This is a genomic window from Bradyrhizobium sp. 62B (assembly GCF_030272265.2).
Classification (GTDB): Bacteria; Pseudomonadota; Alphaproteobacteria; order Rhizobiales; family Xanthobacteraceae; genus Bradyrhizobium.
The window spans coordinates 4,322,171-4,344,680 of the sequence record NZ_CP092841.2 but is presented as its reverse complement, the minus strand read 5'-3'; the positions used below and the strand labels follow the sequence as shown (position 1 = coordinate 4,344,680).

21 protein-coding genes are annotated in these 22,510 nt (G+C 65.6%); 6 read left to right on the top strand and 15 right to left on the bottom strand.

All coding sequences use genetic code 11. The annotated features are described in order from the left end of the window. Positions 1-12 precede the first annotated feature (12 nt). Genes ML401_RS20500 through ML401_RS20490 form a run of 3 tightly spaced genes read right to left on the bottom strand, consistent with a single transcriptional unit; the run spans position 13 to position 3,120 of the window. On the bottom strand, positions 13-999 hold the full coding sequence (locus ML401_RS20500; RefSeq protein WP_285806713.1) for a tripartite tricarboxylate transporter substrate binding protein: 987 nt from the start codon (positions 997-999) through the stop codon (positions 13-15). Positions 1,000-1,037: 38 nt separating this feature from the next. Further along, positions 1,038-2,234, bottom strand: a complete 1,197-nt coding sequence (locus ML401_RS20495; protein WP_285806712.1) for a CaiB/BaiF CoA-transferase family protein — start codon at positions 2,232-2,234, stop codon at positions 1,038-1,040. Between the two features lies 1 nt (position 2,235). After that, on the bottom strand, positions 2,236-3,120 hold the full coding sequence (locus ML401_RS20490; RefSeq protein ID WP_285806711.1) for an IclR family transcriptional regulator: 885 nt from the start codon (positions 3,118-3,120) through the stop codon (positions 2,236-2,238). Positions 3,121-3,343: 223 nt separating this feature from the next. Here ML401_RS20490 and ML401_RS20485 point away from each other — a divergent pair, with 223 nt between their 5' ends. Continuing rightward, positions 3,344-4,186 carry a hypothetical protein gene (locus ML401_RS20485; protein WP_285806710.1) on the top strand — a complete coding sequence of 281 codons (843 nt, stop codon included), beginning with the start codon at positions 3,344-3,346 and terminating at the stop codon, positions 4,184-4,186. 4 nt (positions 4,187-4,190) lie between these two features. Here ML401_RS20485 and ML401_RS20480 read toward each other — a convergent pair whose 3' ends face one another. The 4 genes from ML401_RS20480 to ML401_RS20465 form a co-directional block, all read right to left on the bottom strand. Beyond that, positions 4,191-5,402: an ABC transporter substrate-binding protein gene (locus ML401_RS20480; RefSeq protein ID WP_285806709.1), complete on the bottom strand. Its 1,212-nt coding sequence runs from the start codon at positions 5,400-5,402 to the stop codon at positions 4,191-4,193. 41 nt (positions 5,403-5,443) lie between these two features. Continuing rightward, positions 5,444-6,295, bottom strand: coding sequence for a fumarylacetoacetate hydrolase family protein (locus ML401_RS20475; RefSeq protein WP_285806708.1), 852 nt, complete (start codon positions 6,293-6,295; stop codon positions 5,444-5,446). A 24-nt stretch (positions 6,296-6,319) separates the two neighbouring features. Further along, positions 6,320-7,828, bottom strand: coding sequence for a bifunctional 3-(3-hydroxy-phenyl)propionate/3-hydroxycinnamic acid hydroxylase (locus tag ML401_RS20470; protein WP_285806707.1), 1,509 nt, complete (start codon positions 7,826-7,828; stop codon positions 6,320-6,322). Positions 7,829-7,904: 76 nt separating this feature from the next. Then, a complete protein-coding gene (locus ML401_RS20465) occupies positions 7,905-8,696 on the bottom strand; it encodes a DNA-binding transcriptional regulator (protein WP_285806706.1) in 792 nt (263 codons plus the stop codon). Between the two features lie 144 nt (positions 8,697-8,840). Here ML401_RS20465 and ML401_RS20460 point away from each other — a divergent pair, with 144 nt between their 5' ends. Both ML401_RS20460 and ML401_RS20455 read left to right on the top strand, forming a co-directional pair. After that, entirely contained in the window at positions 8,841-9,824 is a 984-nt protein-coding gene (locus tag ML401_RS20460) for a VOC family protein (protein WP_285806705.1), read from the top strand. A gap of 43 nt (positions 9,825-9,867) precedes the next feature. Continuing rightward, positions 9,868-10,830: an MBL fold metallo-hydrolase gene (locus ML401_RS20455; RefSeq protein ID WP_285806704.1), complete on the top strand. Its 963-nt coding sequence runs from the start codon at positions 9,868-9,870 to the stop codon at positions 10,828-10,830. A gap of 12 nt (positions 10,831-10,842) precedes the next feature. Here the strand turns inward: ML401_RS20455 and ML401_RS20450 are convergent, their stop codons facing one another. Further along, positions 10,843-11,505: a response regulator transcription factor gene (locus tag ML401_RS20450; RefSeq protein WP_194402702.1), complete on the bottom strand. Its 663-nt coding sequence runs from the start codon at positions 11,503-11,505 to the stop codon at positions 10,843-10,845. After that, the gene (locus tag ML401_RS20445) at positions 11,502-12,884 is read right to left on the bottom strand and encodes a HAMP domain-containing sensor histidine kinase (RefSeq protein ID WP_285806703.1); all 1,383 of its coding nucleotides are present in this window, start codon (positions 12,882-12,884) and stop codon (positions 11,502-11,504) included. Before ML401_RS20445 ends, ML401_RS20450 begins: the two co-directional genes overlap by 4 nt. Before the next feature lie 193 nt (positions 12,885-13,077). Here ML401_RS20445 and ML401_RS20440 point away from each other — a divergent pair, with 193 nt between their 5' ends. After that, a complete protein-coding gene (locus tag ML401_RS20440; protein ID WP_285806702.1) occupies positions 13,078-13,971 on the top strand; it encodes a DUF3280 domain-containing protein in 894 nt (297 codons plus the stop codon). Here the strand turns inward: ML401_RS20440 and ML401_RS20435 are convergent. The 3 genes from ML401_RS20435 to ML401_RS20425 are packed head-to-tail and all read right to left on the bottom strand — an operon-like array spanning position 13,961 to position 16,992. Continuing rightward, the gene (locus ML401_RS20435) at positions 13,961-14,992 is read right to left on the bottom strand and encodes an L-idonate 5-dehydrogenase (protein WP_285806701.1); all 1,032 of its coding nucleotides are present in this window, start codon (positions 14,990-14,992) and stop codon (positions 13,961-13,963) included. The genes ML401_RS20440 and ML401_RS20435 overlap by 11 nt on opposite strands. Before the next feature lie 20 nt (positions 14,993-15,012). Then, the gene (locus ML401_RS20430) at positions 15,013-15,780 is read right to left on the bottom strand and encodes an SDR family oxidoreductase (RefSeq protein ID WP_211419256.1); all 768 of its coding nucleotides are present in this window, start codon (positions 15,778-15,780) and stop codon (positions 15,013-15,015) included. A gap of 12 nt (positions 15,781-15,792) precedes the next feature. Continuing rightward, positions 15,793-16,992: a mandelate racemase/muconate lactonizing enzyme family protein gene (locus ML401_RS20425; RefSeq protein WP_194402697.1), complete on the bottom strand. Its 1,200-nt coding sequence runs from the start codon at positions 16,990-16,992 to the stop codon at positions 15,793-15,795. A gap of 187 nt (positions 16,993-17,179) precedes the next feature. Here ML401_RS20425 and ML401_RS20420 point away from each other — a divergent pair, with 187 nt between their 5' ends. Together ML401_RS20420 and ML401_RS20415 are read left to right on the top strand one after the other, a co-directional pair. Next, complete coding sequence (locus ML401_RS20420; RefSeq protein WP_194402696.1) at positions 17,180-17,944, top strand: GntR family transcriptional regulator; 765 nt, start codon at positions 17,180-17,182, stop codon at positions 17,942-17,944. Between the two features lie 145 nt (positions 17,945-18,089). Beyond that, the gene (locus ML401_RS20415) at positions 18,090-19,454 is read left to right on the top strand and encodes an MFS transporter (RefSeq protein ID WP_211419258.1); all 1,365 of its coding nucleotides are present in this window, start codon (positions 18,090-18,092) and stop codon (positions 19,452-19,454) included. 52 nt (positions 19,455-19,506) lie between these two features. Here the strand turns inward: ML401_RS20415 and ML401_RS20410 are convergent, their stop codons facing one another. The 3 genes from ML401_RS20410 to ML401_RS20400 form a co-directional block, all read right to left on the bottom strand. Then, the gene (locus tag ML401_RS20410) at positions 19,507-19,743 is read right to left on the bottom strand and encodes a hypothetical protein (RefSeq protein ID WP_211419259.1); all 237 of its coding nucleotides are present in this window, start codon (positions 19,741-19,743) and stop codon (positions 19,507-19,509) included. 97 nt (positions 19,744-19,840) lie between these two features. Further along, entirely contained in the window at positions 19,841-21,091 is a 1,251-nt protein-coding gene (locus ML401_RS20405; RefSeq protein WP_211419260.1) for an arsenic transporter, read from the bottom strand. Between the two features lie 25 nt (positions 21,092-21,116). Then, a complete protein-coding gene (locus ML401_RS20400; protein WP_285806700.1) occupies positions 21,117-22,391 on the bottom strand; it encodes an MFS transporter in 1,275 nt (424 codons plus the stop codon). Positions 22,392-22,510: the final 119 nt, after the last annotated feature.

Sequence of the window (22,510 nt, the reverse complement as noted above, 5' to 3'; positions counted from 1 at the left end):
TGTTGCCTGCGATCATTCGCCCTTGAGCCCGGCGTCGCGGATCAGCTTGGTCCACTTTTGGGTCTCGGCATCGATGAACTGGCCGAACTCGGTGGCAGTGCCTGCGCGCACCTCCAGACCTTGAGCGGTCAGCTTGTCCTTGATCGCTGGCTCTGCCAGCGCGCGCAGGACTTCGGCCTGGAACTTGTCGACGATCGCGGGCGGCGTCGTGGCGGGCGCCATGAAGCCGTACCAGCCGGCGGCGGCGACGTTGGGAAAGCCCTGCTCGCGCAGCGTGGGTGCCTGCGGATAGAGTGCGCTGCGCTCGGGCGAGGCGACGCCGAGCACGATGAACTTTCCGCTCTGGATGTAGGGCAGGGCGGTCGGCAGCGCCGTCAGCGTGGCATCGACGCGTCCGGCGAGCAGCTCCGTGTAGGAGGCCGCATCACCCCGGAACGGGATGTTGAGACCTTTGACGCCGGCGTCGCGGAACAGGAGCTCACCTGCGAGGTGCGGCTGCGAGCCGGCGCCGGGCGAAGCAAAGGTCAGCCCATCCGGCTTCGACTTGCCGTAGGCGATCAATTCGGGAAGCGTCTTGAATGGTGCGTCGGCGCTGATGATGAGAAACAGCGGCGCGACCACGACCATCGCGACCGGCTGCAGATCCTTGCGGTCATAGGTCAGCTTGCCGAACAACGCCTCGGCGGTCGCGTAGGGCGCCGCGACGTAGAGCAGGGTGTAGCCGTCGGCCGGGGCATGGGCGACCATGTCGTTCGCGATGCGGGTGCCGGCACCCGGCTTGTTCTCGACGATGAATTGCTGACGGAGATTGCGGCCGAACTCTTCGGCGAGCAGGCGCAGCGAAATGTCGTTGGAGCCGCCGGGTCCGTAGGGCGAAATCAGCCGCACCATGCGCGAGGGCCATGCATCCTCGGCCCGTGCCGTCAGGCTTGAGCCGGCAAGAAGGCCGCCTGCGATTGTGCCCAGCAGGGTTCGTCGTGTGACGTCGTGCGATGCCACGATCTCTTCCTCCCTTATTGTCAGTCTTCTTGTTAGTTTCAGATCACCTTTCGCTCGGTGAGCCGTTCGATCTCCTGCTCGCTCAAGCCGAGCCAATTGCGAAAGACCTCGTCATTGTCCTGGCCGACGTCGCCGGCGGCGTGACGCATTTGCGCGGGATCATTGGTGAAGCGCGGAACGACATTGGTCATGGCAACCGTGCCGAAATCTCGGTCAGCCACGCGCGTGATCACCTCGCGCGCTTTCATTTGCGGGTCGTCGGCGATCTGGTCGATCGAATAGATCGGGGCGAGCGTTCCCTGCGCTGAGTTGAACCTTGCGAGGACGTCATCGAGGGGATGGGCGGCACACCAGCCGGCGAAGATGTCGTTGAGCTCGGAAGCGTGCTTGACGCGCCGGTCGTTGCTGGCGAAGCGCGGATCGTCGATGAGGTCGGGCCGTTCGATCGCCCGGCAGTTCGCCGCGAACAGTGCGTTGGTCGAACCTGCGAGCGTGACCCAATGATCGTCTTGGGTGCGAAACACGGCGGCTGGCGCCGAATAGCCGTTGGCATTGCCGATCCGGCTGCGAACGGCGCCGAGCTGGTCGTGTTCGATAGCGAGGACGTCGAGCAGGCGGAAGGTCGCCTCCGTCAGCGAAAGATCGATCTCCTCGCCAGGCGCATTCGGGTCACGCGCCCGTTTCCACAGCGCCGCCAGCACGCCGACGGCGCCGAACAGGCCGCCGATCGAATCCCCGATCGGATAACCGGGGTGGGTCGGTTCGCCCTCGCTCTCCCCGGTGATGTAGGTGAGCCCGCCCATGGCCTCGAAGATGCGGGCAAAGCCGGGCCGCTCGCGATAGGGGCCATCTTGCCCGAAAGCGGTGGCGCGCAGGATCACGAGGCGCGGCTGGATCGACCACAGCACCTCCTTAGGCAAGCCCCAGCGGTCGAGCGTTCCCGGACGGAAATTCTCGATCAGCACGTCGAAGCGCGGCAGCAGCTGCTTGAATAGCGCAAGCCCATCCGGTGTGCGCAGGTCGAGCGTGGCGAACTTCTTGTTGCGGTTGGCCGCTTTCCACCACAGCGGCTTGCCGTCCTTGAATGGCGGAAACGCCCGCACGCCGTCGCCTTGGCCGGGCATCTCGATCTTGAGCACCTCGGCGCCGTAATCGGCCAGCAGCGTCGCGGCAAAGGGCGCTGCGATGATGGTCGCGATGTCGAGAACTCTCAAACCTTCGAGCGGCCCAGCCATCTCACGTCCCGGTGTTGGTTTTCTTGGTCTTGCGCGCCGGCGGCGCGGGGGCCGCCTGTCCGACGATGGCGCGGATGCTGTCGGCGAGCGCTGCGATGCGCGGACCGATCTCGCCTTCCAGCTGGCCCGGCTGGAGGCGGAACGCCGGGATGCCGCAATTGATCGAGAACGACTGCCTGGATTCGCTGACGTGGAACAGCGGCGCGGCGACGGCATGGATCGAAGCCATGTACTCGCCCCAGCAGGTGCAGAAGCCGCGGCTTTTGCATTGCGTGATCCCGGCGCGGTACTTGTCACGGAAGGCCGACCATAACTCGGCGTCTTCGGCGGCGATGTTCCGTTCGAGTCGCTCGGCATCGGCCGGCGGCAAGGTCGCTGCCGCGGCGCGTCCCATCGCGGTCATCACCACGGGAATTGGCATGCCGATGTCGGGCGCGTGCGGCCCGACATCGCCGGAGCGCGCGGTCTCGACATAGATCATCGAGGTGGCGTCGAGCAGGCCGATCGAGACCGTGCCGCGGACGCTGAGCGCCAGCTCCTGCATCATGGGCCGCGCCACCTGGCGGAATTGCATGCCCGCAAGCAGCGGATGCGCGATCCGTAGCGCCCGCGCAGCGACGCGGTACTTGGCCCGCTCGGCGTCGTAACGGAGGTAGCCGAGTTCGGCCAGCGTGTGGGTGAGCCGCGCAACCGTCGGCCGCGGAATGCCCGTCAGCGTCGACAGCTCCATGTTGCCGAGCAGTGTGCTGCCGGCCTTGAACGCTTCGAGCACGACCAGCCCCTTCGCCAACGTCGTGGCGAAGGCGGCGTCATCGACGCTCTCCGCCAGCACGGCGGCAGCGGAGGAGGGCGCATGTCGCGGCTTGGATGAGTCTTTCGGGGCCATTCCTGACTATCGAACGGAAGCGTCGCTTCTGTCCAATAGATTCGACGGAAGTACAGAAATTGTCCGATATGTGGACATAAGAATTGCTTCGAAATTTCACTGAAGAAAGCGCGCGAGCGAGGCGACCACACGGATTTTTGTCGTGATTGCATGCCGTCTTGTGACAGGATTATTACGTCGACATGTCAGATCGATAATTCATCGATAATTTCTGGAGCGGCTCATGTTGCAGTGGCAGGCGCGGTCAAATCCCCTCGCGTGGTGGTGGGGATCTCTCACGCTCGTGAGCGCGGCCAATATCCTGGTCTGGTTCATGCTGTATCGCGAGTTCTACCCGACGGTCGCAGGAAGTGCGGGCGGCGGCTCGGACATCGGGCTGATGTTCCTGCTCTGCGCCGGCTATGTGTTCGGCTGCGCGTTCCGCTCGTTCCTGCCGCGCGCGGACGTGCAGCGCATCTGCCTGTTCGACACCTGGCTGTCGAGCGTCGTGGTCGGCCGCACCGTCGCGACCGTGGCCGAGCTCTGCTTTGTCGCGCAATGGGCCATCATCCTGCATCAGCTCGGCAAGATGACGGGCGCCGAGACTGCGGGGAACATCGCGCTCGTGATCGTGCCCATCATCATCATCGCGGAGTGCTTCTCCTGGTACGCGGTGGTGACGACCAACTTCCTCTTCAACGCGATCGAGAATTCGCTGTGGGCGGTGACCTTCTTCCTCGCCGGCATCGCGTTGTGCCGCCTGATGCCGGAATTCCAGGGCGTGGTGCGCTGGGCTCTGATGTCGGGCATCGTCGGCATCGCCTGCTTCCTCGCCTTTCTCGTCACCGTCGACGTTCCCATGTATCTCAGCCGCTGGCGGGCAGGGCACGCCGAGGGCAACAGGTTTCTCGGCTTCCTCGAAGGCCTGCACGACGTTTCGACGCGCTGGGTGGTGACCCACGACATCGCGCACTGGAAAGGCGAGCTGACCTGGATGTTCCTGTATTTCAGCGCCGCGGTGTGGTCGAGCCTGGCGCTCTGCGCGCTCTATGCGATGGAAGGCCAGCTGGTGCGTTATCTGGCGTAAGCTGCTACTTGCCGACCAAGCCGCATTTGCTGCGGTCGAGCGGGCGGAAGGCCTGGTCGGGCGGGATGGTCGCGACCAGCTTGACGAAATCCCAGGGGCCTTTGGACTCCTGCGGCGTCTTGACCTGGACCAGATAGAGATCATGCACCATGCGCTGGTCTTCGCGGATGCGGCCGTTGGGCGTGTAGGCGTCCGACACCGGGGTCGCCTTCATCTTGGCCATCACGGTTGCGCTGTCGTCGGAATCGGTGTCCTTGATCGCCTGCAGATAATGGCGCACGGCGGAATAGACGCCGGCCTGGATCTGCGACGGCATCGCCTTTCGGCGCGCAAAGAACGCATCGGAGAATTTCCTGGCTGCCGGCGAGACGTCCTCGAAGAACGAGGTGACGATGAGGTCGCCACGGGTTGCCTTCAACCCGACCGCCTCGATGTCGACGTTCTGGAACGACATCGGCACGATCTTGATGCCCTGATCGGCGAGGCCGAATTCCTCGGCCTGCTTGATCGCGGTGGCATTGTCTCCGGCCACGTTGATGGCGAGGATCTTCGCGCCCGAGGACTGGGCCTGCAGCAGGAACGAGCTGAAATCGGGCGTGCCGAGCTGCGCCTTGACGCCGCCGGCGACCTTGCCGCCGAGCTCGCCGATGCGGGCTCGTGCCGTCGCCTCGATCGAATGGCCGAAGGCGTAGTCGCCGGTGATGAAGAACCACGGCTCCTTGCTGGTCTGCATGATGCCTGAAACCACGGCGGTCGCGGTGGAATAGGCGTCCTGGGTCCATTGCACGCTGGTTGGTGCACAGGCCTCATCGGTGAGCTGGTTGGCACCGGCACCGGAGACGAGGAAGATCTTTCCGTTGCCGCGGACCAGCTCCTGCACGGCGAGGGCGGCGCCGGAGCTGCCGCCGTCGGCGATCGCCTGGACGCCGTCGCTGAACCATTTGCGGGCGAGCGATGCCGCCAGATCCGGCTTGTTCTGGTGATCGGCCTGCAGGATCTCGATCGGCTTGTCGTTGATCTTGCCGCCGAACTCCTCCGCGGCCATCCGCGCCGCCTCGACCGAGCCCGGGCCCATCGCGGTGGCGAAGACGCCGTTCATGTCGGTCAGCACGCCGATGCGGATGGTCTCGCCCTTGATTTCGGCGCGCACGGCAGGGCATGCGAGCACCAGCGTCGTCAGCATGATGGCGGTAGACAGCGAGCGAGAAGCGTTCATGGCGTTTCCTGATTTTATCGTTGGTTGGTCGGTCACGAAGCTCAGGCCGGTTCGGCGATCACCGTGTTGCGCAAGGTGCCGATGCCGGAAATCTCGACCTCGACGGTGTCGCCCGGCCGCATCCACAGCGGCGGCGTGCGCTTGGCGCCCACGCCGCCCGGCGTGCCCGTCACGATGACATCGCCGGCGACGAGCGGGCAGATCGTGGAGATGTAGGCGATCAACTCGGGGATCGCGGTGATCAGGAGGTCGGTCGTGGTGTTCTGCACCACGTTGCCGTTGAGGCGCGTCTGCAAGCTGAGCCTGGATGGATCCGGAATTTCATCCGCCGTCACCAGCCACGGGCCGAAGCTGCCGCTCTCGGCAAAGGTCTTGCCGGAGAGGAACTGGCTGGTGTGGCGCTGCCAGTCGCGGACGCTGCCTTCGTTGTAGCAGGAATAGCCGGCGACGTGATCGAGCGCGCGGTTCGCCGGAATGTGGCGGCCCGCCTTGCCGATGACCAATGCGAGCTCGCCTTCGTAGTCGAAATCGTCGCTCACCTTCGGCTTCACGATCGGCTGGAGATGGCCGACCTGGCTGCAGGCGAAGCGTGCGAACAGCGCAGGCTTCTCAGTCACCGTGCGGCCAGTCTCCGCGACGTGGTCGCGGTAGTTCAGGCCGACGCAGATGATTTTGCCGGGATCGGGGATCACTGGGGCGAAGCTGACCTTGTCGAGCGGATGATCGGGTGCCGTCGAGGTGACGAGCTTTGCCGCTTCGGTGAGGCCGTCAGATTCAAGCAACTGCCGCAGCGTGGAGCAGGGCGCCATGCGCGCGCCGAGATCGACGATTCCGTTGTCCTTGACGGCGCCGAACGAGGCGCGGCCGTTGGCGGTGAAAGAGAGGAGCTTCATGAGATGTCCTTGAGAAATGCTTGGTCAGGCCGCGGACGGCACGTGGGTGAGAGGCGTGATGGCGCCGATGAGCTGGTCGAGTTCGATTTCGTTCCGCGCGGCGCCGCGCACATAGCGGTCGGGACGAACCAGTGCGGCGATGATGCCGTGCCGACTCAGCCACTCGCCGATGCCGGCGGAATCGTCGCTGGCCAGGATCTTGAGTTCCGCCTGTACAAGCGCCGGCCGCGAGGAAAGGCCAGCGGCGTCTGCGACGAGCAGCGCATGGCCGTAGCCCACCCGATCATCGCTGCGGCTGCCGTCCCGAAGCTCGAATTGCGGCGCCAGATCTCCTGCGAGCGGCATATCGTGGGGCGCTAGTCCAGGTCCGAGCAGGGGCTTCCTCACCTCGAGCTTCACTGGGGCGTTCTCGCGAGCCTCGCCCGCAGCGAGACCCGCTTCGATCGCCTTGGTGTTGATCACGCCACCGAGACGGATGGCGAGTTCGATGAACTCGCGCACATGCGGGAGGCGCTCGCTCTGATAGGTGTCGAGCAGATCGGCCGTGGCGGCGCCCCGGATAATGGCGTCGAGCTTCCAGGCGAGGTTGGCGGCATCGCGGATGCCCGCGCACATGCCCTGGCCGAGGAAGGGCGGGGTTTGGTGCGCGGAATCGCCCGCGAGCAGCAATCTTCCATGCCGCCATTGCTTTGCGATCACGGAATGAAAGGTGTAGACCGCGGCGCGCTCGATCTCGGCATCGTCTGGCGTGACCCAGCGCGACAGCAATTCCCAGACCTTTGCCGGTTGCGCGATCTCGTGAGAATCCTCGTCCGCGAGAACCGTGATCTCCCAGCGCCGCCGCGTTCCGGTGCCGCGGACATAGGTCGCGGGCCGTCTGGGATCGCAATGCTGCAAGCTGTAATCGCCTAGATCGTCACGCGCTCGCTTGAGGAGCACGTCGATCACCAGCCATCGCTCGTGGAAGCCGAGATCGTCCATGCCGGAGCCGATGAAGCGGCGGACCAGAGACCGGGCGCCATCGCAGCCGATCACATAGCGGGCGCGGACCTCGGTGAGTTGTCCGTTCGTGAGGTCTTCGTAGCGGACGCGCACGCCATGCTCATCCTGATCGAGTGCGAACACATCGCAGCGGCTGCGCAAGATGACGCGGGGAAAGCGGGCAAGACCGCCGATCAGGACATCCTCCAGATCCGGCTGGTGAAAGCGATAGCTGAGATGCCAGCCCATCGGCGTCAAATTCTGCGGCCGCGACCAGTCCAACAGCATCTTGCCGCCCGCGTCCAGAAACCGCATGCCGGGGCTGAGGATCACTTGGGGCAGGATGGCGTCGGCGAGTCCGATGGTCTGGAACACGCGCATGCATTCGTCGTCGAAATGGACCGCGCGCGGCAAATGATAGGTCTGCCCCTCGCGCTCCAGCACCAAGGTCCGGATGCCGCACAGGCCCAGCAGGTTGGCGAGGGTGGCGCCGACCGGACCACGGCCGACGATCACGACATCGAACTCTTCGGGGGCGGATCTATTTTGCATGGGGCCATCTCTTCCCCAAGCCGCGTCGCAGCATCAACGCCGCTGGCCGAAGTGTCCGCCCAGCGGACGGATCGGCCTAGACATCGACCGGAATGGCCGCAGCCGTCTCCTGAAGCTGCGCTGCAAATTGCGCAATTGCCGCGTCGATGCGCAGCGCCGAGCGAATCCAGATGATGGAGATGCAGCCGAAGACGGCTCCATCCCGCACGATCGGCACCGCGATCGACGCCGTCTTGGGGTTGAACTCGCCCTCGCTTCGGATCGCGTAGCGGCGCGCCTGCGTCTCGGCGATCATGCGATCGAGCCGCGCTGCATCGAGGAACGGACGGTCGTCGGCCTCGTCGATGCGGCGCAGATGATTGATGATGAGGTCCCGTTCGCGCGGCGGGCAGGCGGCGAGATAGGCCCGGCCGGCGGAGGTGCGCAGCATCGGCAGGCGCTTGCCGATCATGCCGCGGTCGATCGAGAGCGGGCTGCGCGCGTGGGTGGTCTCCTGGACGACCATCGCAGCGTTCTCATACGTGGAGAGATCGACCGGCCAGACCAGGGTCTTGCTGAGCTCGGCGAGGTAGGGCGCCGCCCCCTGGCAAATCACCACGCCGGGATCGTAGCCGTCGCCGAGGCTCAGGGCTCGCCGGGTCACCCGAAAGCGGTCATCGCTGGCGCTGCGCGCGATATATCCCAGTTCCTCCAATGTCTCGAGCAGGCGGTAGACGGTGGGACGGGGAAGGTCGAGCGCACGGGCGACGTCGCCTGCGCGGATGCCGCCGGAGCGGTTGACCTCGCGCAGCACGTCAAGCCCGCGCTTGAAGGCGCGGACGCCTTCCGACTGTCGCGGCGCGCCCGGCCCCGTCCGCTCCTTGGACACTTCGCATTTCCTCCCTTGTGGTGCACGGTCCCGCGATTATCGTTGCGAACGCGAAGCGATTGCGGAACACCACGTTAAGATCGCGCGCTGCCGGTATCAAGTTCGCCGTCTTGCGGCGCACGCGATGCCTTCTGGAGGACTTCGATGGAAATCACCGCGCTCGGCTATATCGGCATCAACTCATCGCAGCTCGACCAGTGGGGCCGGATGGCAACGGGGCTGCTCGGCATGCAGCAGGTCGATCGCGGCGGCAAGATGCGCGCTTTCCGCATGGACGACCGCAAGCAGCGGCTCATCGTCGACGGCAGCAGTGACGCAGGCCTTGCGGTGATGGGGTGGGAAGTTCCGTCCACGGCAGAGCTTGATCAGTTGGCGGGACGGCTCGAAAGCCAGGGCGTCAAGGTGACGCGCGGTGCGCGCGCGCTCGCCGACGAGCGGCATGTCACCGAGCTGATCTGGTTCACTGACCCCGCGGGCAATCGGCTCGAGGCTTTCTGCAAGCCTGAGCTTGCGACCGAGCCCTTCAAGCCGGGCAGGCCGATCTCGGGGTTTCGCACTGCTGCGCTTGGCATGGGGCACGTCGTACTGAACGTGGAGGATGTCGAGCCGCTGCTGCCGTTCTATCGCGACGTGCTCGGCTTCCACGTCTCGGATTTCGGACTGAAGCCGTATGGGTTGTACTTCTTCCACGTCAACGGCCGCCACCACAGCTTTGCGATGGTCGGCTCCGGGCGGAAGGCACTGCATCACTTCATGGTCGAGCTCGGAAGTCTCGACGATGTCGGGCAGGGCTACGACCTGGCACAGCTCGAAGAGGGCCGCGTCGCCTACACGCTGGGACGGCACACCAACGACCACATGACCTCATTCTATGTGAGCACGCCGTCCGGCTTCTTCATCGAATATGGCTGGGGCGCGCGCGTCATCGATCCCGACACCTGGCAGCCGCACGAGACCTTTGACGGCCCGTCCCTGTGGGGCCACGAGCGGCTCCATATGCCGGAAGAGCAGCGCAAGCGCCTGCGCGACATGCGGCTGGATGCAGCGGCCCGCGGCGTCCGCGTCGCCGACCCGCGCGTGCCGCCGCTGAACTGCGCGTGGCTGGACCAGGTGGTCGCGCGCGAATGAACGTGGCGACACTGCGATAATCTGACTCTCGGGGAACAAAACTATGCTCAAGACTATTTTGCGGGCAGGCGTCGTGCTGCTCGCGATGACGACCGCCGCCTCGGCCGAACCGATCAAGGTGACGCTGCTCGGCACCGGGGTGCCGACGCCGCGTCCGACCAGCTTCAGCGCTTCGACGCTGGTGGAGGCAGGCAACGAGAAGCTGCTGTTCGATCTCGGCCGCGGCTCGACCATGCAGCTCTACAAGCTGAAGATCCCGCTCGGCGCGATCACGGCGAGTTTCATCACCCATCTGCATTCCGACCACCTCGTCGGCCTTCCCGATATGTGGCTGACCGGCTGGCTCGCCACGCCCTGGGCGTCCCGCAAGGGACCGATGAAGCTCTATGGGCCCAAGGGCTCCGTCGCGATGGCGGAGAACCTGACAAAGGCTTTTGCCGACGACATCCGCATTCGTATCGATGATGAGCACCTCGATCCCGAAGCAATCAGATTTGCCGCAAAGGACATAGAAGCCGGGCCCGTTTACGACAGCAACGGTGTCAGGGTCTCCGCGATCGAGGTCAATCACGGCGAGAAGATCAAGCCGTCCTTCGGCTACGTCGTTGAGTATGGCGGCCATAAAGTGGTTTTGTCAGGCGACACCAAGTACGATCAGCGGATCGCGAAGGCGGCGGAGGGCGCCGATCTGCTGATCCACGAGGTCGCCGTGATCGAGCCGGAGCTGCTGGTCAAGAGTCCGGTCTACAAGGACATTCAGGCGCACCACACTTCGCCCGAGGAGGCGGGCCTGATCTTTGCGTCCGCCAGGCCAAAGCTCGCCGTATACTCCCACATTGTGTTCGGCACGGTGAAGCCCGTCGCCGACATTCCGGAGGAGCCGCTGATCCTGCGCACCCGTACAAGCTACAAGGGACCTCTGCTCGTCGGGCGCGACATGATGTCGTTCGCGATCGGCGACACGGTCGAGGCATTTGCACCCGATGGAACGCGGCTTGCGCCTTAGGCAGGTGACCGCTCAGGCTTCGCCGAGATCGGGCTCCGTCAACAGGCCCTGGCGCAGCGCGAGGCGGACCAGCTCGATGTCGGAGCCGACGCCGAGCTTGTCCTTGATCAGCGAATGCAGGTTCGCCACCGTCTTCGGGCTGACATGGAGCGTCTCGGCGATCTCGTCGGTCGTCTTCTCGGCGAGCAGCAGCCGCAGCACCTCGAACTCGCGTGCGGTGAGGACGTCGGCGGCCGAGCTTTCGCCGCCGAGCCGGCTCAGCGCCAGCTCGTGGTCGATGTCGGGGCTGATGGCGATCTTGCCGGCGAGCACGTCCATCACGGCGCGCACCAGCGTTTCCGGCGGACTGGTCTTGGTGACGTAGCCCCTCGCGCCGGCGCGGATCGCCTGCACGGCGAAGCCGGCATTCTGGTGCATGGTGAAGATGAGGATCCTTGCGCCCTTGTCCCACTGCCTGATCCGCCTGATCGCCTCGATTCCGCCGATGCCGGGCATGCTCAAATCCATGATGACGAGATCGGGCGTCTCGGATTTGTACAGCCGGTAAGCCTCCGCGCCGTCGGCCGCTTCGGCAATGACGCGCAGGCCCGGCTGCTTCTGCAGCACGGAGCGATAGCCTTCACGGACCACGGAATGGTCGTCCACCAGCAGGATCGACGCATCGGCAGCGCTCATGCCGCATGCTCCAGCACCTGCGGCTCGCCGGCGGCGAGCGGAATGACGACGCGCAGCGCCGAGCCCCCGTTCTGGCCGACTTCAAAGGTCATGCGGCCGCGCAGGGCGGCAACGCGCTCGCGCATGCCGAGCAGGCCCATGCCTGACTTGCTCGAGGCATCGCTGGGCCGGCCGTCGTCGTCGATGGCAAGGGCGATCTCGTCTGCCGCCATCGTCAGATGCAGGCCGACCTTGGTGGCGCCGGCATGCTTGGCGGCGTTGGTGAGTGCCTCTTGCACGATGCGATAGAGATTGGCGCTGATCGCGGCGGGCAGGGTCTCGAACGCCCCCTCGAACTGGATCGTGAAGCGCGTCTCGCCGCGGCTGCGTCCGTTCCAGCCCGCGACGAGCCCCTCGAGGCTGGCAACGAGTCCGAGCTCCTCGACATCGGGAGGCCGAAGCCGGAACAGCGCGCCGCGCAGCGTCTCCATCATGCCGGCCGCGGTCCGCGCGATACCGTCGCATTCGGACAGCAAAGCGGGGCAGTCCTGCGCGGCGGTCTGGCGGGCAGACGAGGCCAGCGCGCGGATCGCGGCCAGCGACTGACCGAACTCGTCATGCAGCTCGCGGGCGAGATGGCGGCGCTCGTCGTCCTGAAGCGCGATCAGCTTGCGCGTCAGCTCGCTGCGCTCGGCCAGCGCATTGTCGAGGCTTTCGGCGAGATGGTTGAAGCCGTCGCGGATCGCGGAAAGCTCGGCGAGATCGAACGGCGGCAGCCGCGCCGCGAGGTCGTTGGCCGCGATCCGCTCGAGGCCGGTGCAGATCAGGCGGGTGGGGCGCAGCGCGCGCGCCAGCGCCGCGTAGACCAGGAGGCACAACAGCGGCAACGCGATCGCCAGCGCAATCATCAGACGGCCGGCCTCGTGCCAGGCCTCCGCCGTCTGCACCGCGGGATCGACCGACACCACGGTCTCACCGAGCTTGGCGCCGCGCACGATCACGGGCCGCGCCGCCTCGCGGCCTGGGTCGAACAGGCTGCGATAGAAGGCGGTAAAGGCCTGCGGCGGCGGGCTCGCCGGAGCCGGCGCACCGCTGCAGAACCGCTGCAGCATCTCGCCGCTCGCGCCGCGAAAGGCCAGGCAGAGGCCGGGGGTCATCACATAGGCGGCGACGGGGTCGAGGTTGGGGAAGTCGCGCGGACCGGCCACCCACTGGATCTTGCCTTGCTGCAGCTCCAGCGATTTCGCCACGATCGCGGCGATGCTGTCGATGCGCGCATGGGCGTCGCGGTCGGCGGCGATCAGGAAATAGGCGGAGATCGCGGCGAAGCAGGCGGCCGTTATGGCCGCCACGCGCAGCGTCAGACGGACCTTGAGATCGAATCTCGGGCGGTTCCACATCGGGGAGCACCTTGCGCGAACGGTTTTGTCGCCTCGGCATTAAACGGCAGAACGCCAGCCACGCAAAGCACCACGCGTTACCGCAGTGCAACGTCGTGAAATTTTCCCGGGGCTCGCCGGGACGCCGGCCGTTGCAGGGCCCCGGTCTGCCGCGGAGATTTTGCTAGCCGCCTGTTCTCGCGAGGCCCCGCTCATGCACCTCTCCCGATCGATCCTTCCTGCTCTGCTCCTCTTCGTCCTGCCGTGTGCGCCGGCTGCCGCCGAGGCCACCATCGGCGTTGCCATGGACGATTTCAGCTACACCGACACGTCGGCCGAGCCGGCCAACCAGACCGCGGCCCACGAGCGGCGGCTGTCTGCGTTCATGGCCGCGCTCAGGCGGGACATCGGCGAAGGCGGGCGCTACCGGCTGGTGGCCTCCGCCCAGGACGGGGCCACGTTCAAGGTGATCGGCGGCATCCAGAAGACGAGCACGCTGGTGCAATGGGCCAAGATCGCGGTGATCGACGTCGGCGCCAGGAAGCTCGTGATGGACAAGCTCTACACCTTCCGCGGCGACAATGACGAATCATGGGAGCGCGCCGAGATCTTCGTCTCCCGCGAGGTCATGGCGGCGCTTGCAACGCCCGCGCCGGTTGCGCTGGCCGTGTTCGATTTCGAGCTCGAGGACATGACGGCCGCGTCAGTCGGTGCCTTGGCCGCTTCAGATGTATCGAACCTGGCCGACGTCACCGGCGGCGTGCGCGACGTCCTCGGCCAGTCCGGCCGCTACCGCATCGTCGACGTCGGCGGCGCGGGCGGCGAGGCAGTGAAGGCGCGCGCCTTGCGCGACTGCGGTGGTTGCGAGGCCGTAATTGCGAAACAGCTCGGTGCGGATCAATCGCTGATCGGCGTGGTGCGGCGGGTCAGCCGCACCGAATACACGCTCGGCTTCCAGCTGCGCGATGCCGGCACCGGCGCGGTTTTAGCGCGCGGCGACAGTGGCTTGCGCCTCGGCGCGGACTATTCCTGGAAACGCGGTGCGGTTCGGCTGGTCAGCGACCGGCTGATCGAAAGCCAGCAGGCCGCCGAGGGAGCTAGAAAGTAAGCTGCACCTTCATCGACTGCGAGCGGTCGCTGGCGAGCTCGAAGGCGGCGACCGCGTTCTCGAACGGCATGGTGGCCGTGATCAGCGGGTTGACGTCGATGAGGCCTTCGCCCATCAGCCGCACCGCGAGCTCGAACTCGGGGTCGAAGCGGAAGGTGCCGCGCAGCTGCAATTCCTTGGCGACGATGGAATTGATCGGCAGCGTCATCTCGCCGCCGAGGCCGAGCTGCACCAACGTCGCGCCTGGACGCAGCACGTCGAGCGCTGCACGCAGCGCCGCCTGATTGCCGGAGGCCTCGAACAGCGTGTCGAACACGCCCTTGCCGGCGCGCCAGGGATCGAGCGCCGTGGCATCGGCCGCGACGTTGATGGCGTGCGTCGCGCCGAGTTTTCGCGCAACCGCGAGCGGCGCCTCGGCGACATCGGTGACCATGATCTCGGATGCGCCGCCGAAGCGCGACACCAAAATCATCAGCGCGCCGATCGGGCCGCACCCGGTGATCAGCACGCGCTTGCCGAGCAGGGCGCCGGCCTGCTTGCCGGCGTGCAGGCACACCGCGAGCGGCTCGGCGACCGCGGCTTCCGCAAGCGAGAGCTTGTCCGCGATCGGCACGGCCTGCGTGGCGTCGACCGTGATGAATTCGCGGAAGCCGCCCTGCACATGGGGAAAGCGCATCGCGCTGCCGAGGAAGCGCATGTCGAGGCACTGGTTGCGCATGCCCTCCTGGCAATGCAGGCACATCCCGCACGGCTTGCTTGGATTGACCGCGACGCGCGTGCCCGGCTTTACCGCCGTGACGCCATCACCGACCGCAGCGACCACGCCGGCGATCTCGTGGCCCAGCGCCATCGGCTGCTGGATGCGCACGACGCCGAAACCGCCGTGATGATAGTAATGCAGGTCGGAGCCGCAGATGCCGCCATTGGCGATCTTGACGCGGACCTCGCCCGGGCGGGGCGCCGTATCGGGATAGCTGTCGATCCGCAGATCCTTGGGGGCGTGGATGACGACGGCGCGCATGGCTTGCTCCTGTTCGCAGGTCACATCGCGGCGATCATGCCGCCATCGACATAGATGATCTGGCCGTTGACGTAGGTAGAGGCATCCGACGCCAGGAAGATCGCGGCGCCCACCAGCTCGTCCGGCTTGCCCCAGCGCTTGGAGGGAATGCGGCCCATCAGCCAGTTGTTGAAGTCGGTGTTGTTGACCAGCGCCTCGTTCATGTCGGTCAGCATGTAGCCGGGGCCGATCGCATTGGCCGTGATGCCGTGCTGGGCCCATTCCACCGCCATCGAGCGGGTCAGGTTCTTGATGCCGCCCTTGGCCGCGGTGTAGGGCGCGATGGTGGGGCGGGCGAGCTCGCTGCCGAGCGAGCCGATATTAATGATCTTGCCGTGCTTGCGCGGGATCATGCGCTTGGCAGCTTCCCGGCCGATCACGAAGGCGCTGGTGAGGTTGGTCTCGATCACCTTGCGCCATTCGTCGGTGGTGAACTCGACCAGCGGCTTGCGGTGCTGGATGCCGGCATTGTTGACGACGATGTCGACTGCAATGCCCTTTTTGTCGAAATCGTTGAAGGCGGCGACGATCGCGGGCTCGTCGGTGACGTTGAACGCGGCGCCCTCGGCCTGGTGGCCGGCGGCGCGAAACTCGGCGACGGCCTGCTCGACGCGTTTGGGATCGACGCCGTTGATGATGATCTTCGCGCCGGCCTTCGCCATGCCCTCGGCGATGGCGCGGCCGAGGCCGCGGGACGAGCCGGTGACGAGCGCGGTGCGGCCGGAGAGATCGAACAGGGAAGTGCTCATGTCGGAAGGTCCTTAGACGTTGGAGCGACGCACGATGAGATCGGAGCGCTCGAATACGGCGGGCAGAAGGTCGACGCCAAGGCCAGGGCCTTCCATCGGGAAGACATAGCCATCCTTGATCACGGGCATCGTGGTGACGAGCTCATTGTACCAGCCCTTGTAGAAGGCGCGCACCGATTCCTGGATCAAGGTGTTGGGCTGGCTGAACGACATGTGGATGGCGGCGATGAAGCCGATCGGGCCGATGCAGTCATGAGGAGCAAAGGGGCGGTGATAGGTCTCGGCCATGGCCGCGATCTTGCGCCCTTCGGTGAGGCCGCCGGTCCAGCACAGGTCCGCCATCACCACATGCATGGCGTCGCGGTCGAGCATGTCCTTGTAGGGGAAGCGCGAGCCCAGCGTCTCGCTGGCGCAGACCCAGACGTCGGTGGAGCGGGCGTATTCAGCCAGCGCCTGCGGCGAGTTCATCCGGATCGGGTCCTCGTACCAGGTCGGTTTGTAGGGCTCGAGCGCGCGCGCGATCTGCTTGGCGGTCGGCAGATTCCACAGCGAATGGAGCTCGACCATGATCTCCATCTTGTCGCCCACCGCTTTGCGGATCTTCTCGAACGGCTCGATCGCCTGCTTCATCTGCGCGGCCGTGATGTAGAGGCCCTTGTTCTCCTGCGCCGCCGGATCGAACGGCCAGATCTTCATCGCCGAGATGCCGCTTTCGAGCAGGCTTTCGGCCAGCGCATCGGCACGGTTCATGAAGCCGTCGAGGTCTTCGTAGGGTCCCTTGGCAGCACCGAGATTCCAGTTCGAGACCGGGCTGATATTGGTGGACCGGACATATTGCGTGCCGGCGCAGGTGTTGTAGATGCGCTGCTTGTCACGGCAGAGGCCGCCGAGCATCTGGTGCACCGGCTGGCCGCAGACCTTGCCGAACAGGTCCCACAGCGCGATGTCGATCGCGGACGCCGCGCGATATTCGACGCCGGTGGAGGACTGCGCCATCGGCAGGTTGAGCATATCGCGGTGAATCGCTTCGATATGCAGGGGATTGCGGCCGAGCAGGCGGCCGGCAAAGGTGTCGTGGATCTGCGCTTCGACGGCGCCCGCGCCGTAGAAGGTCTCGCCGAGACCGATCACGCCGGTGTCGGTGTGAACGCGCACCCAGATGACGTTGGAGAATTCCTCGGTACGCAGCGTCTCGATCGACGTGATCTTCACGGTCACAATCCTCCCGTCGGGCGCTTAGCGCCCTGTTGTTTGTCATTTTCGGGCCGCGCTTGGCGGCGGGGCGAGGGCAGTCTTACGCCCGCTTGTAATATATCACAACATGTTTTAAGGATGTCACAAACACGACGCCTCGGAGCGAGGCGCCCCGCCCGAGAACGCGGGTGGACGGGAGGACGACATGGCACGGCGCAAACGCGCGCTCGAAGTAGTGAGGAGCGACGACGGCGAGGGCAGGCCCTCCCGGCGCAACCGCGTCAATTTCTTCGAGCTGGCCTACCAGAAGATCGAGGAGCTGCTCGTCCATTGCGAGCTCAAGCCCGGTCAGTTCATGACCATGCTGGAATTGCAGGAGATCACCGGCTTCGGCCGCACGCCGGTGCATCACGCCGTCAACCGTCTCTCCGCCGACACGCTCATCGTCATTCGTCCGCGCCACGGCCTGCACATTGCGCCGATCGATCTGGCGCGCGAGCGCATGCTGCTGGCCTTGCGCCGCGACATGGAGCGTTTCGTGGTTCGCCTCGCGGCCGATCGCGCCAGCCTCTCGCATCGCAATCAGGCGCTACATATCGAGCGGCTCCTGCGTGAGCGCCGCGCCAGCCTGACCCTCGACGAATTCAACAGCATCGACCGCCGCATCGACGCGCTGGTGCTGGAGGCGGCCGGCGAGCCGTTCCTGGTGCACACGCTACGGCCGCTGCACACGCTGTACCGGCGCATCGGCTACATCCACCACCGCTTCATGCCCGGACAGGCCGATCTATCCGGCACAATCGACCATCATCTCGGCATTCTCAACGCAGTCGCCAACCGCCGCGTCGAGGACGCGGTCAAGGCGAGCGATGCACTGATCGACTACATGGGCGAGATGTTCAACGGCATGGAGGTGGGGATCGACCCGCGCTTGCTCGATTGCAGCATCGAGCCGCTGCTCGGCACGTAAAGCGCGATGAGATCAGGATGGATCGTCATCGCGCTTTAGCTTGTTGTTTGAGCATGATCCGCTCGGAAAACCGCTGCGCACTTTGCGCCAGCGCGGCCCTTCGGATCCGGACCATGCTTTGAAAGTCTTGAAGAGAGGACCAGACATGTCAACGACGGCGATGCCACAACCGACCGCGAGCGAAGCCGCGGTCCGCTACCTCATCACGAACTACAGTCCCAAGGGCAACAAGGTCGGCTGGCTGATGATGGCCTCGATCCTGGTCGAGGCCTGGGATCTCTATTCGATCGCCTTCGTGCTGATCTTCATCAAGGAGCAGTTCAATCCTGATCCGCTAATGCTGGGCCTTGCCGCGGCCGGCACGCAGGGCGGCGCCCTGATCGGTGCGCTGCTCGGCGGCTGGCTCTCCGACAAGATCGGCCGCCGCGTCATGTTCCTGGCCACGATGGTGCTGTTCATCGTGCTGGCGCTGGCGCAGGCCTTCGTGCCCGATATCACCTGGCTCATCGTGATCCGCTTCCTGCTCGGCATTCCGCTCGGCTCGGACATCTCGACCGGCTACACCTACATCATGGAATCCATGGCCAAGGGTGAGCGCGAGGTCATGGGCAACCGCTGGCAGTTCATGTTCGCGGTCGGCGAGGTGCTCACCATCGGCGTCATTGTGATCTTCCTCCTGATCGACATGAACCACGAGACGCTGTGGCGCGTGACGCTCGGCCTCGGCGCGCTGCCGGCGCTGATCATCCTGATCATGCGGCACGACGTGCCGGAGACGGCGGTGTGGCTGGTGCAGAAGGGCCGCTACCGCGAGGCCAAGCAGGTCGCGCGCGAGATGTTCAACGACAATCTCGACATGCTGCCGGACCAGGACGTCGAAGTGCCGAAGGTCTCGACCCGCGCCTTCCTCGCCGACCTAAAGAAAGATCCGATCCGCTGGCGCGCCACGCTCTACGGCTGGATCGCCTGTTTCGTGCAAGCCAGCGAATTCTCGACCTTCGCGTTCTATCTGCCGGTGCTCTTCGTCATGGTCGGCGTGTCGAGCGTGCTCGGCATCAATCTGGTGACGATGGCGCTGTTCTCCTTCGCCGCTCTGTCGGGCTGGGTCGGCCCGCTCCTGACGCCGAAGATCGGCCACCGCGGCATCTCGATCGCGGGCTTCTCGATCGTGCTGGCCGCGCTGCTGGTCGCGGCCTTCGCGCTCTATACCGACAACAAGATCCTGCTGCCGTTCGCGGCCGCCGCCATGCTGTGGGGCCATTACTGGGACGCGTCGAACTGCATGACGATCCCGACCATGGTCGCCAAGCCGAAATATCGCGGCACCGCCAGCGGCTTCGCCTACATGTTCGTGAAGCTGCCGTCGTTCCTGGCAATCTTCCTGTTCCCGACGGTGTTTGCCGCGATCGGGCAGGCGAACGCCACGCTGATGGTCGCGATCTTCCCGCTGATCGGATTGCTCGCCGCGATCTTCATCCTGCCGGAAGTCTACGGCTACGAGAACGACTGACGACACGTTGCCCGGTCGCGGCCATGGCCGCGATCGGGCTCCATTCCCAAGGCTACGGGCTCAGGAAGACCGGATCAATCCCGGCGCCATGGCCGAGCAGGCCGAGCGCCTGCAACTGGGCGCTGTGCAGGTCGACCTCCACGATCGCGAACAGGGTCACCAGCACCACCACCGCGAGGAGCAGCAATGGGTGGGACGTTTCCGCCTGGCCCTGGCGTGGCGCGGTGAAGCTCTGAAACGAACGACGCAGGGAAAAGCTCTGCGGCAATGCCTTTGACTGGATCTGCATGATGGATCTCCTTGCCGCGCCCTATCAGGCTGCGCGACAAGTTGAAGTATAGCTCCGGCCTCAGCGGCGACATTGATGCGCCGCAAAGATCGTACGTTTATCGGATCGCCGCCGCCAAGGCCGCGATCAGGGCAGGCGGCGTCACCAGCAGGCCGAGCTTGAGGAACGGCCAGGCGCCGACCTCGATCTTTTCCCGGCGGAGCGCGACCAGCCAGAGGATGGTGGCGAGCGAGCCGGTCACCGACAGATTGGGGCCGAGGTCTACGCCGATCAGGATGGCGCTGACGACAGGTGCGGGCAAATGACCGCTGGCGGCGACCGAGCCGGCGACGAGACCGACCGGCAGGTTGTTGGCGATGTTGTCGGCGAGGGCGGTCGCGATGCCGACGCTCCAGGCGGCCTGCGGCACGGATTGGGCCACCGCCTGGTGCAGCAGCGCGCTGAGCTGCGCGATCACGCCGGTCTTGATCAGCGCCTCCACCATGACGAACAGCCCGCCGACCAGCGGCAGCACGCTCCACGACACGCCGCGCAGCACCGGTATGGGCGACTGCCGGCTGAGCAGCAGCACGATCGCGGCCGTCACGCCGCCGCAGATGAAGGTCGGCAGGCCGAGTTGCTTGTCCAGCGCCGACGCCGTGACCAGCACGATGCCGATCGCGACGATGCCGATCGCCGTCAGCTTGCCGCCGCGGCCGAGCTTGGGATGCGGCACGCGGTGGGCAATCGTCTCCTCCTTCAGCGCGCGGTGCTGAGTCAGGCGCAGCACGATGTAGGTCAGCAGGATCGAGGCCGCCGATGGCAGGGCGAACAGGCGCAGCCATTCCGTCAGATGCGGCATCCGCGCGCCGAACACGACGAGATTGGCTGGATTGGAGATCGGCAGCACGAAGCTCGCGGCATTGGCGATGAAGGCGCAGACGAAGAGATAGGGCAGCGGTTTCGCGCCGGCTGCGCGCGTCGCGGCATAGACGGCGGGCGTCAGCACGATCGCGGTGGCGTCGTTGGACAGCAGCACCGTCACCAGCGTGCCGACGAGATAGATCAGCAGGAACAGCCGCTGCGGCGAGCCGGCGGCATATTCCACCGCGAGCGCGGCGAGATAATCGAACAGGCCCTCGAGCCGCGCGAGCTCGGCGATCAGCATCATGCCGATCAGGAACAGGTAGACGTCGAGGCCTTTTGCGATGCCGGCGAGGGCGTCCTGCCACGGCAGCAGGCCTGATAGCACCAGCGCGCTCGCGCCGATCACGGCCCAGACCGCTTCGGGCAGGCGAAACGGGCGGATGATGACGCCTGCGGTCGCGACGACGATGATGCTCCAGGCCCAGATGGCGTCAGACGGCACGTTCAGTCCTTGACGTGAAATGAGTTCATTCGGCAGCGATAGCGGATGCCGGTGCCGCTGTCTCCCCCTGGCGGCGGGCTGCCCCATGTCGCGTCTCGGGCAGGGCGCAAATGCAGATGGCGGCGCCGATCGCAGCGACGAGGCCGAGGCTGATGAACGCCGCGCTGTAGCCCGCGCCGACCACGACGAAGCCGGCCAGCGTCGTCGACAGCGCCGCGCCGATGCTCTGGGCGGTGATGACCGCGCCTTGCGCGACGTTGAAGCGGCCGGTGTTGCGCATGAGATCGGCAACGATGACGGGAAAGATCGCGCCAAAAATGCCGGCGCCGACGCCGTCGAGCAGCTGCACGCCGACCAGCCAGAACGGATTGTCGGAGAGCGTGTAGAGTGCGCCGCGGATCGGGAGGATCAGCAGGGCAGCGAGGAAGAATCGCTTGTGGCCCCAGCGGTCGGCCCTGGCACCGACCAGCATGGCAAACGGCACCATCACGACTTGCGCCGCGACGATGCAGGCCGACATCAGGCTGGTGCCCATGTTCTTGTCCTGCAGCGCCAGTTTCTGCCCGACCAGTGGCAGCATCGCCGCATTGGCGAGGTGAAATAGCAGCACGCAGATGGCAAAGACGAGGAGGGGGCGGCAGGTCAGAAGCACGGCGATGCCTGACGGCGTGTCCTGTTGCGAATCCGTACCCGCATCGTGCAGCCCGCGGGCGAGGTCGTGATCGATGGCGCGGGCGGGGATCGCGAGGATGCTGAGAAGGCTCGCGATCGCCATCGCGCCCAGAAGATAGAAGACGACGGTCGGGCCGAACCAATAGGCGGAGACGCCCGCCAATGCGGCCGCGACCGCATTGCCGGCGTGGTTGAAGGTTTCGTTGCGGCCGATCCTCCGGGTGAAGGCGGCGTGGCCGAAAATGCCGAGCGAAACAGCGGCAATCGCGGGTGGAAAGATCACGGCGGCGGCCTGCGCGATCCCTTGCGAGATCGCGACGGGCAAGAAGCTCGGAAACAGCGGCAGCGACAGCGAGGCCAGTGTCACCATGATGGCGGCAATCACCATCACCAGCCGCTTCGCGCGCGTCGCATCGACCAGCGCTCCGGCCGGCGTCTGCGCCACGATGCCGGCGATGGTCGCGACCGACATTACGAGGCCGATGCGCGCCTCGTCCCAATGCTGCTCGGTGAGAAGATAGACGGCGAGGTAAGGTCCGAGACCGTCGCGGACGTCGGCGAGGAAGAAATTGGCCGCATCCAGCGCCCGGCCGGCTTGCCTTGCTCGATCGGGAGTTTCGCTGGACATCGGTTTCTCGATCGTCGTTGCGTCTATCAGCGCGCGCCAAGCACTTCGCTGTCGTCCCGGGCAAGCGTAAGCGCAAATCCGGGACCCATAACCACAGGATGAAGTTCGGCGAGGATTGT

Excerpts from the sequence above, each read along its gene's own strand:
- ML401_RS20495 (WP_285806712.1), bottom strand. The coding sequence starts at position 2,234 with ATGGCTGGGCCGCTCGAAGGTTTGAGAGTTCTCGACATCGCGACCATC.
- ML401_RS20490 (WP_285806711.1), bottom strand. The coding sequence starts at position 3,120 with ATGGCCCCGAAAGACTCATCCAAGCCGCGACATGCGCCCTCCTCCGCT.
- ML401_RS20485 (WP_285806710.1), top strand. The coding sequence starts at position 3,344 with ATGTTGCAGTGGCAGGCGCGGTCAAATCCCCTCGCGTGGTGGTGGGGA.
- ML401_RS20480 (WP_285806709.1), bottom strand. The coding sequence starts at position 5,402 with ATGAACGCTTCTCGCTCGCTGTCTACCGCCATCATGCTGACGACGCTG.
- ML401_RS20475 (WP_285806708.1), bottom strand. The coding sequence starts at position 6,295 with ATGAAGCTCCTCTCTTTCACCGCCAACGGCCGCGCCTCGTTCGGCGCC.
- ML401_RS20470 (WP_285806707.1), bottom strand. The coding sequence starts at position 7,828 with ATGCAAAATAGATCCGCCCCCGAAGAGTTCGATGTCGTGATCGTCGGC.
- ML401_RS20460 (WP_285806705.1), top strand. The coding sequence starts at position 8,841 with ATGGAAATCACCGCGCTCGGCTATATCGGCATCAACTCATCGCAGCTC.
- ML401_RS20455 (WP_285806704.1), top strand. The coding sequence starts at position 9,868 with ATGCTCAAGACTATTTTGCGGGCAGGCGTCGTGCTGCTCGCGATGACG.
- ML401_RS20450 (WP_194402702.1), bottom strand. The coding sequence starts at position 11,505 with ATGAGCGCTGCCGATGCGTCGATCCTGCTGGTGGACGACCATTCCGTG.
- ML401_RS20445 (WP_285806703.1), bottom strand. The coding sequence starts at position 12,884 with ATGTGGAACCGCCCGAGATTCGATCTCAAGGTCCGTCTGACGCTGCGC.
- ML401_RS20440 (WP_285806702.1), top strand. The coding sequence starts at position 13,078 with ATGCACCTCTCCCGATCGATCCTTCCTGCTCTGCTCCTCTTCGTCCTG.
- ML401_RS20435 (WP_285806701.1), bottom strand. The coding sequence starts at position 14,992 with ATGCGCGCCGTCGTCATCCACGCCCCCAAGGATCTGCGGATCGACAGC.
- ML401_RS20430 (WP_211419256.1), bottom strand. The coding sequence starts at position 15,780 with ATGAGCACTTCCCTGTTCGATCTCTCCGGCCGCACCGCGCTCGTCACC.
- ML401_RS20420 (WP_194402696.1), top strand. The coding sequence starts at position 17,180 with ATGGCACGGCGCAAACGCGCGCTCGAAGTAGTGAGGAGCGACGACGGC.
- ML401_RS20415 (WP_211419258.1), top strand. The coding sequence starts at position 18,090 with ATGTCAACGACGGCGATGCCACAACCGACCGCGAGCGAAGCCGCGGTC.
- ML401_RS20410 (WP_211419259.1), bottom strand. The coding sequence starts at position 19,743 with ATGCAGATCCAGTCAAAGGCATTGCCGCAGAGCTTTTCCCTGCGTCGT.
- ML401_RS20400 (WP_285806700.1), bottom strand. The coding sequence starts at position 22,391 with ATGTCCAGCGAAACTCCCGATCGAGCAAGGCAAGCCGGCCGGGCGCTG.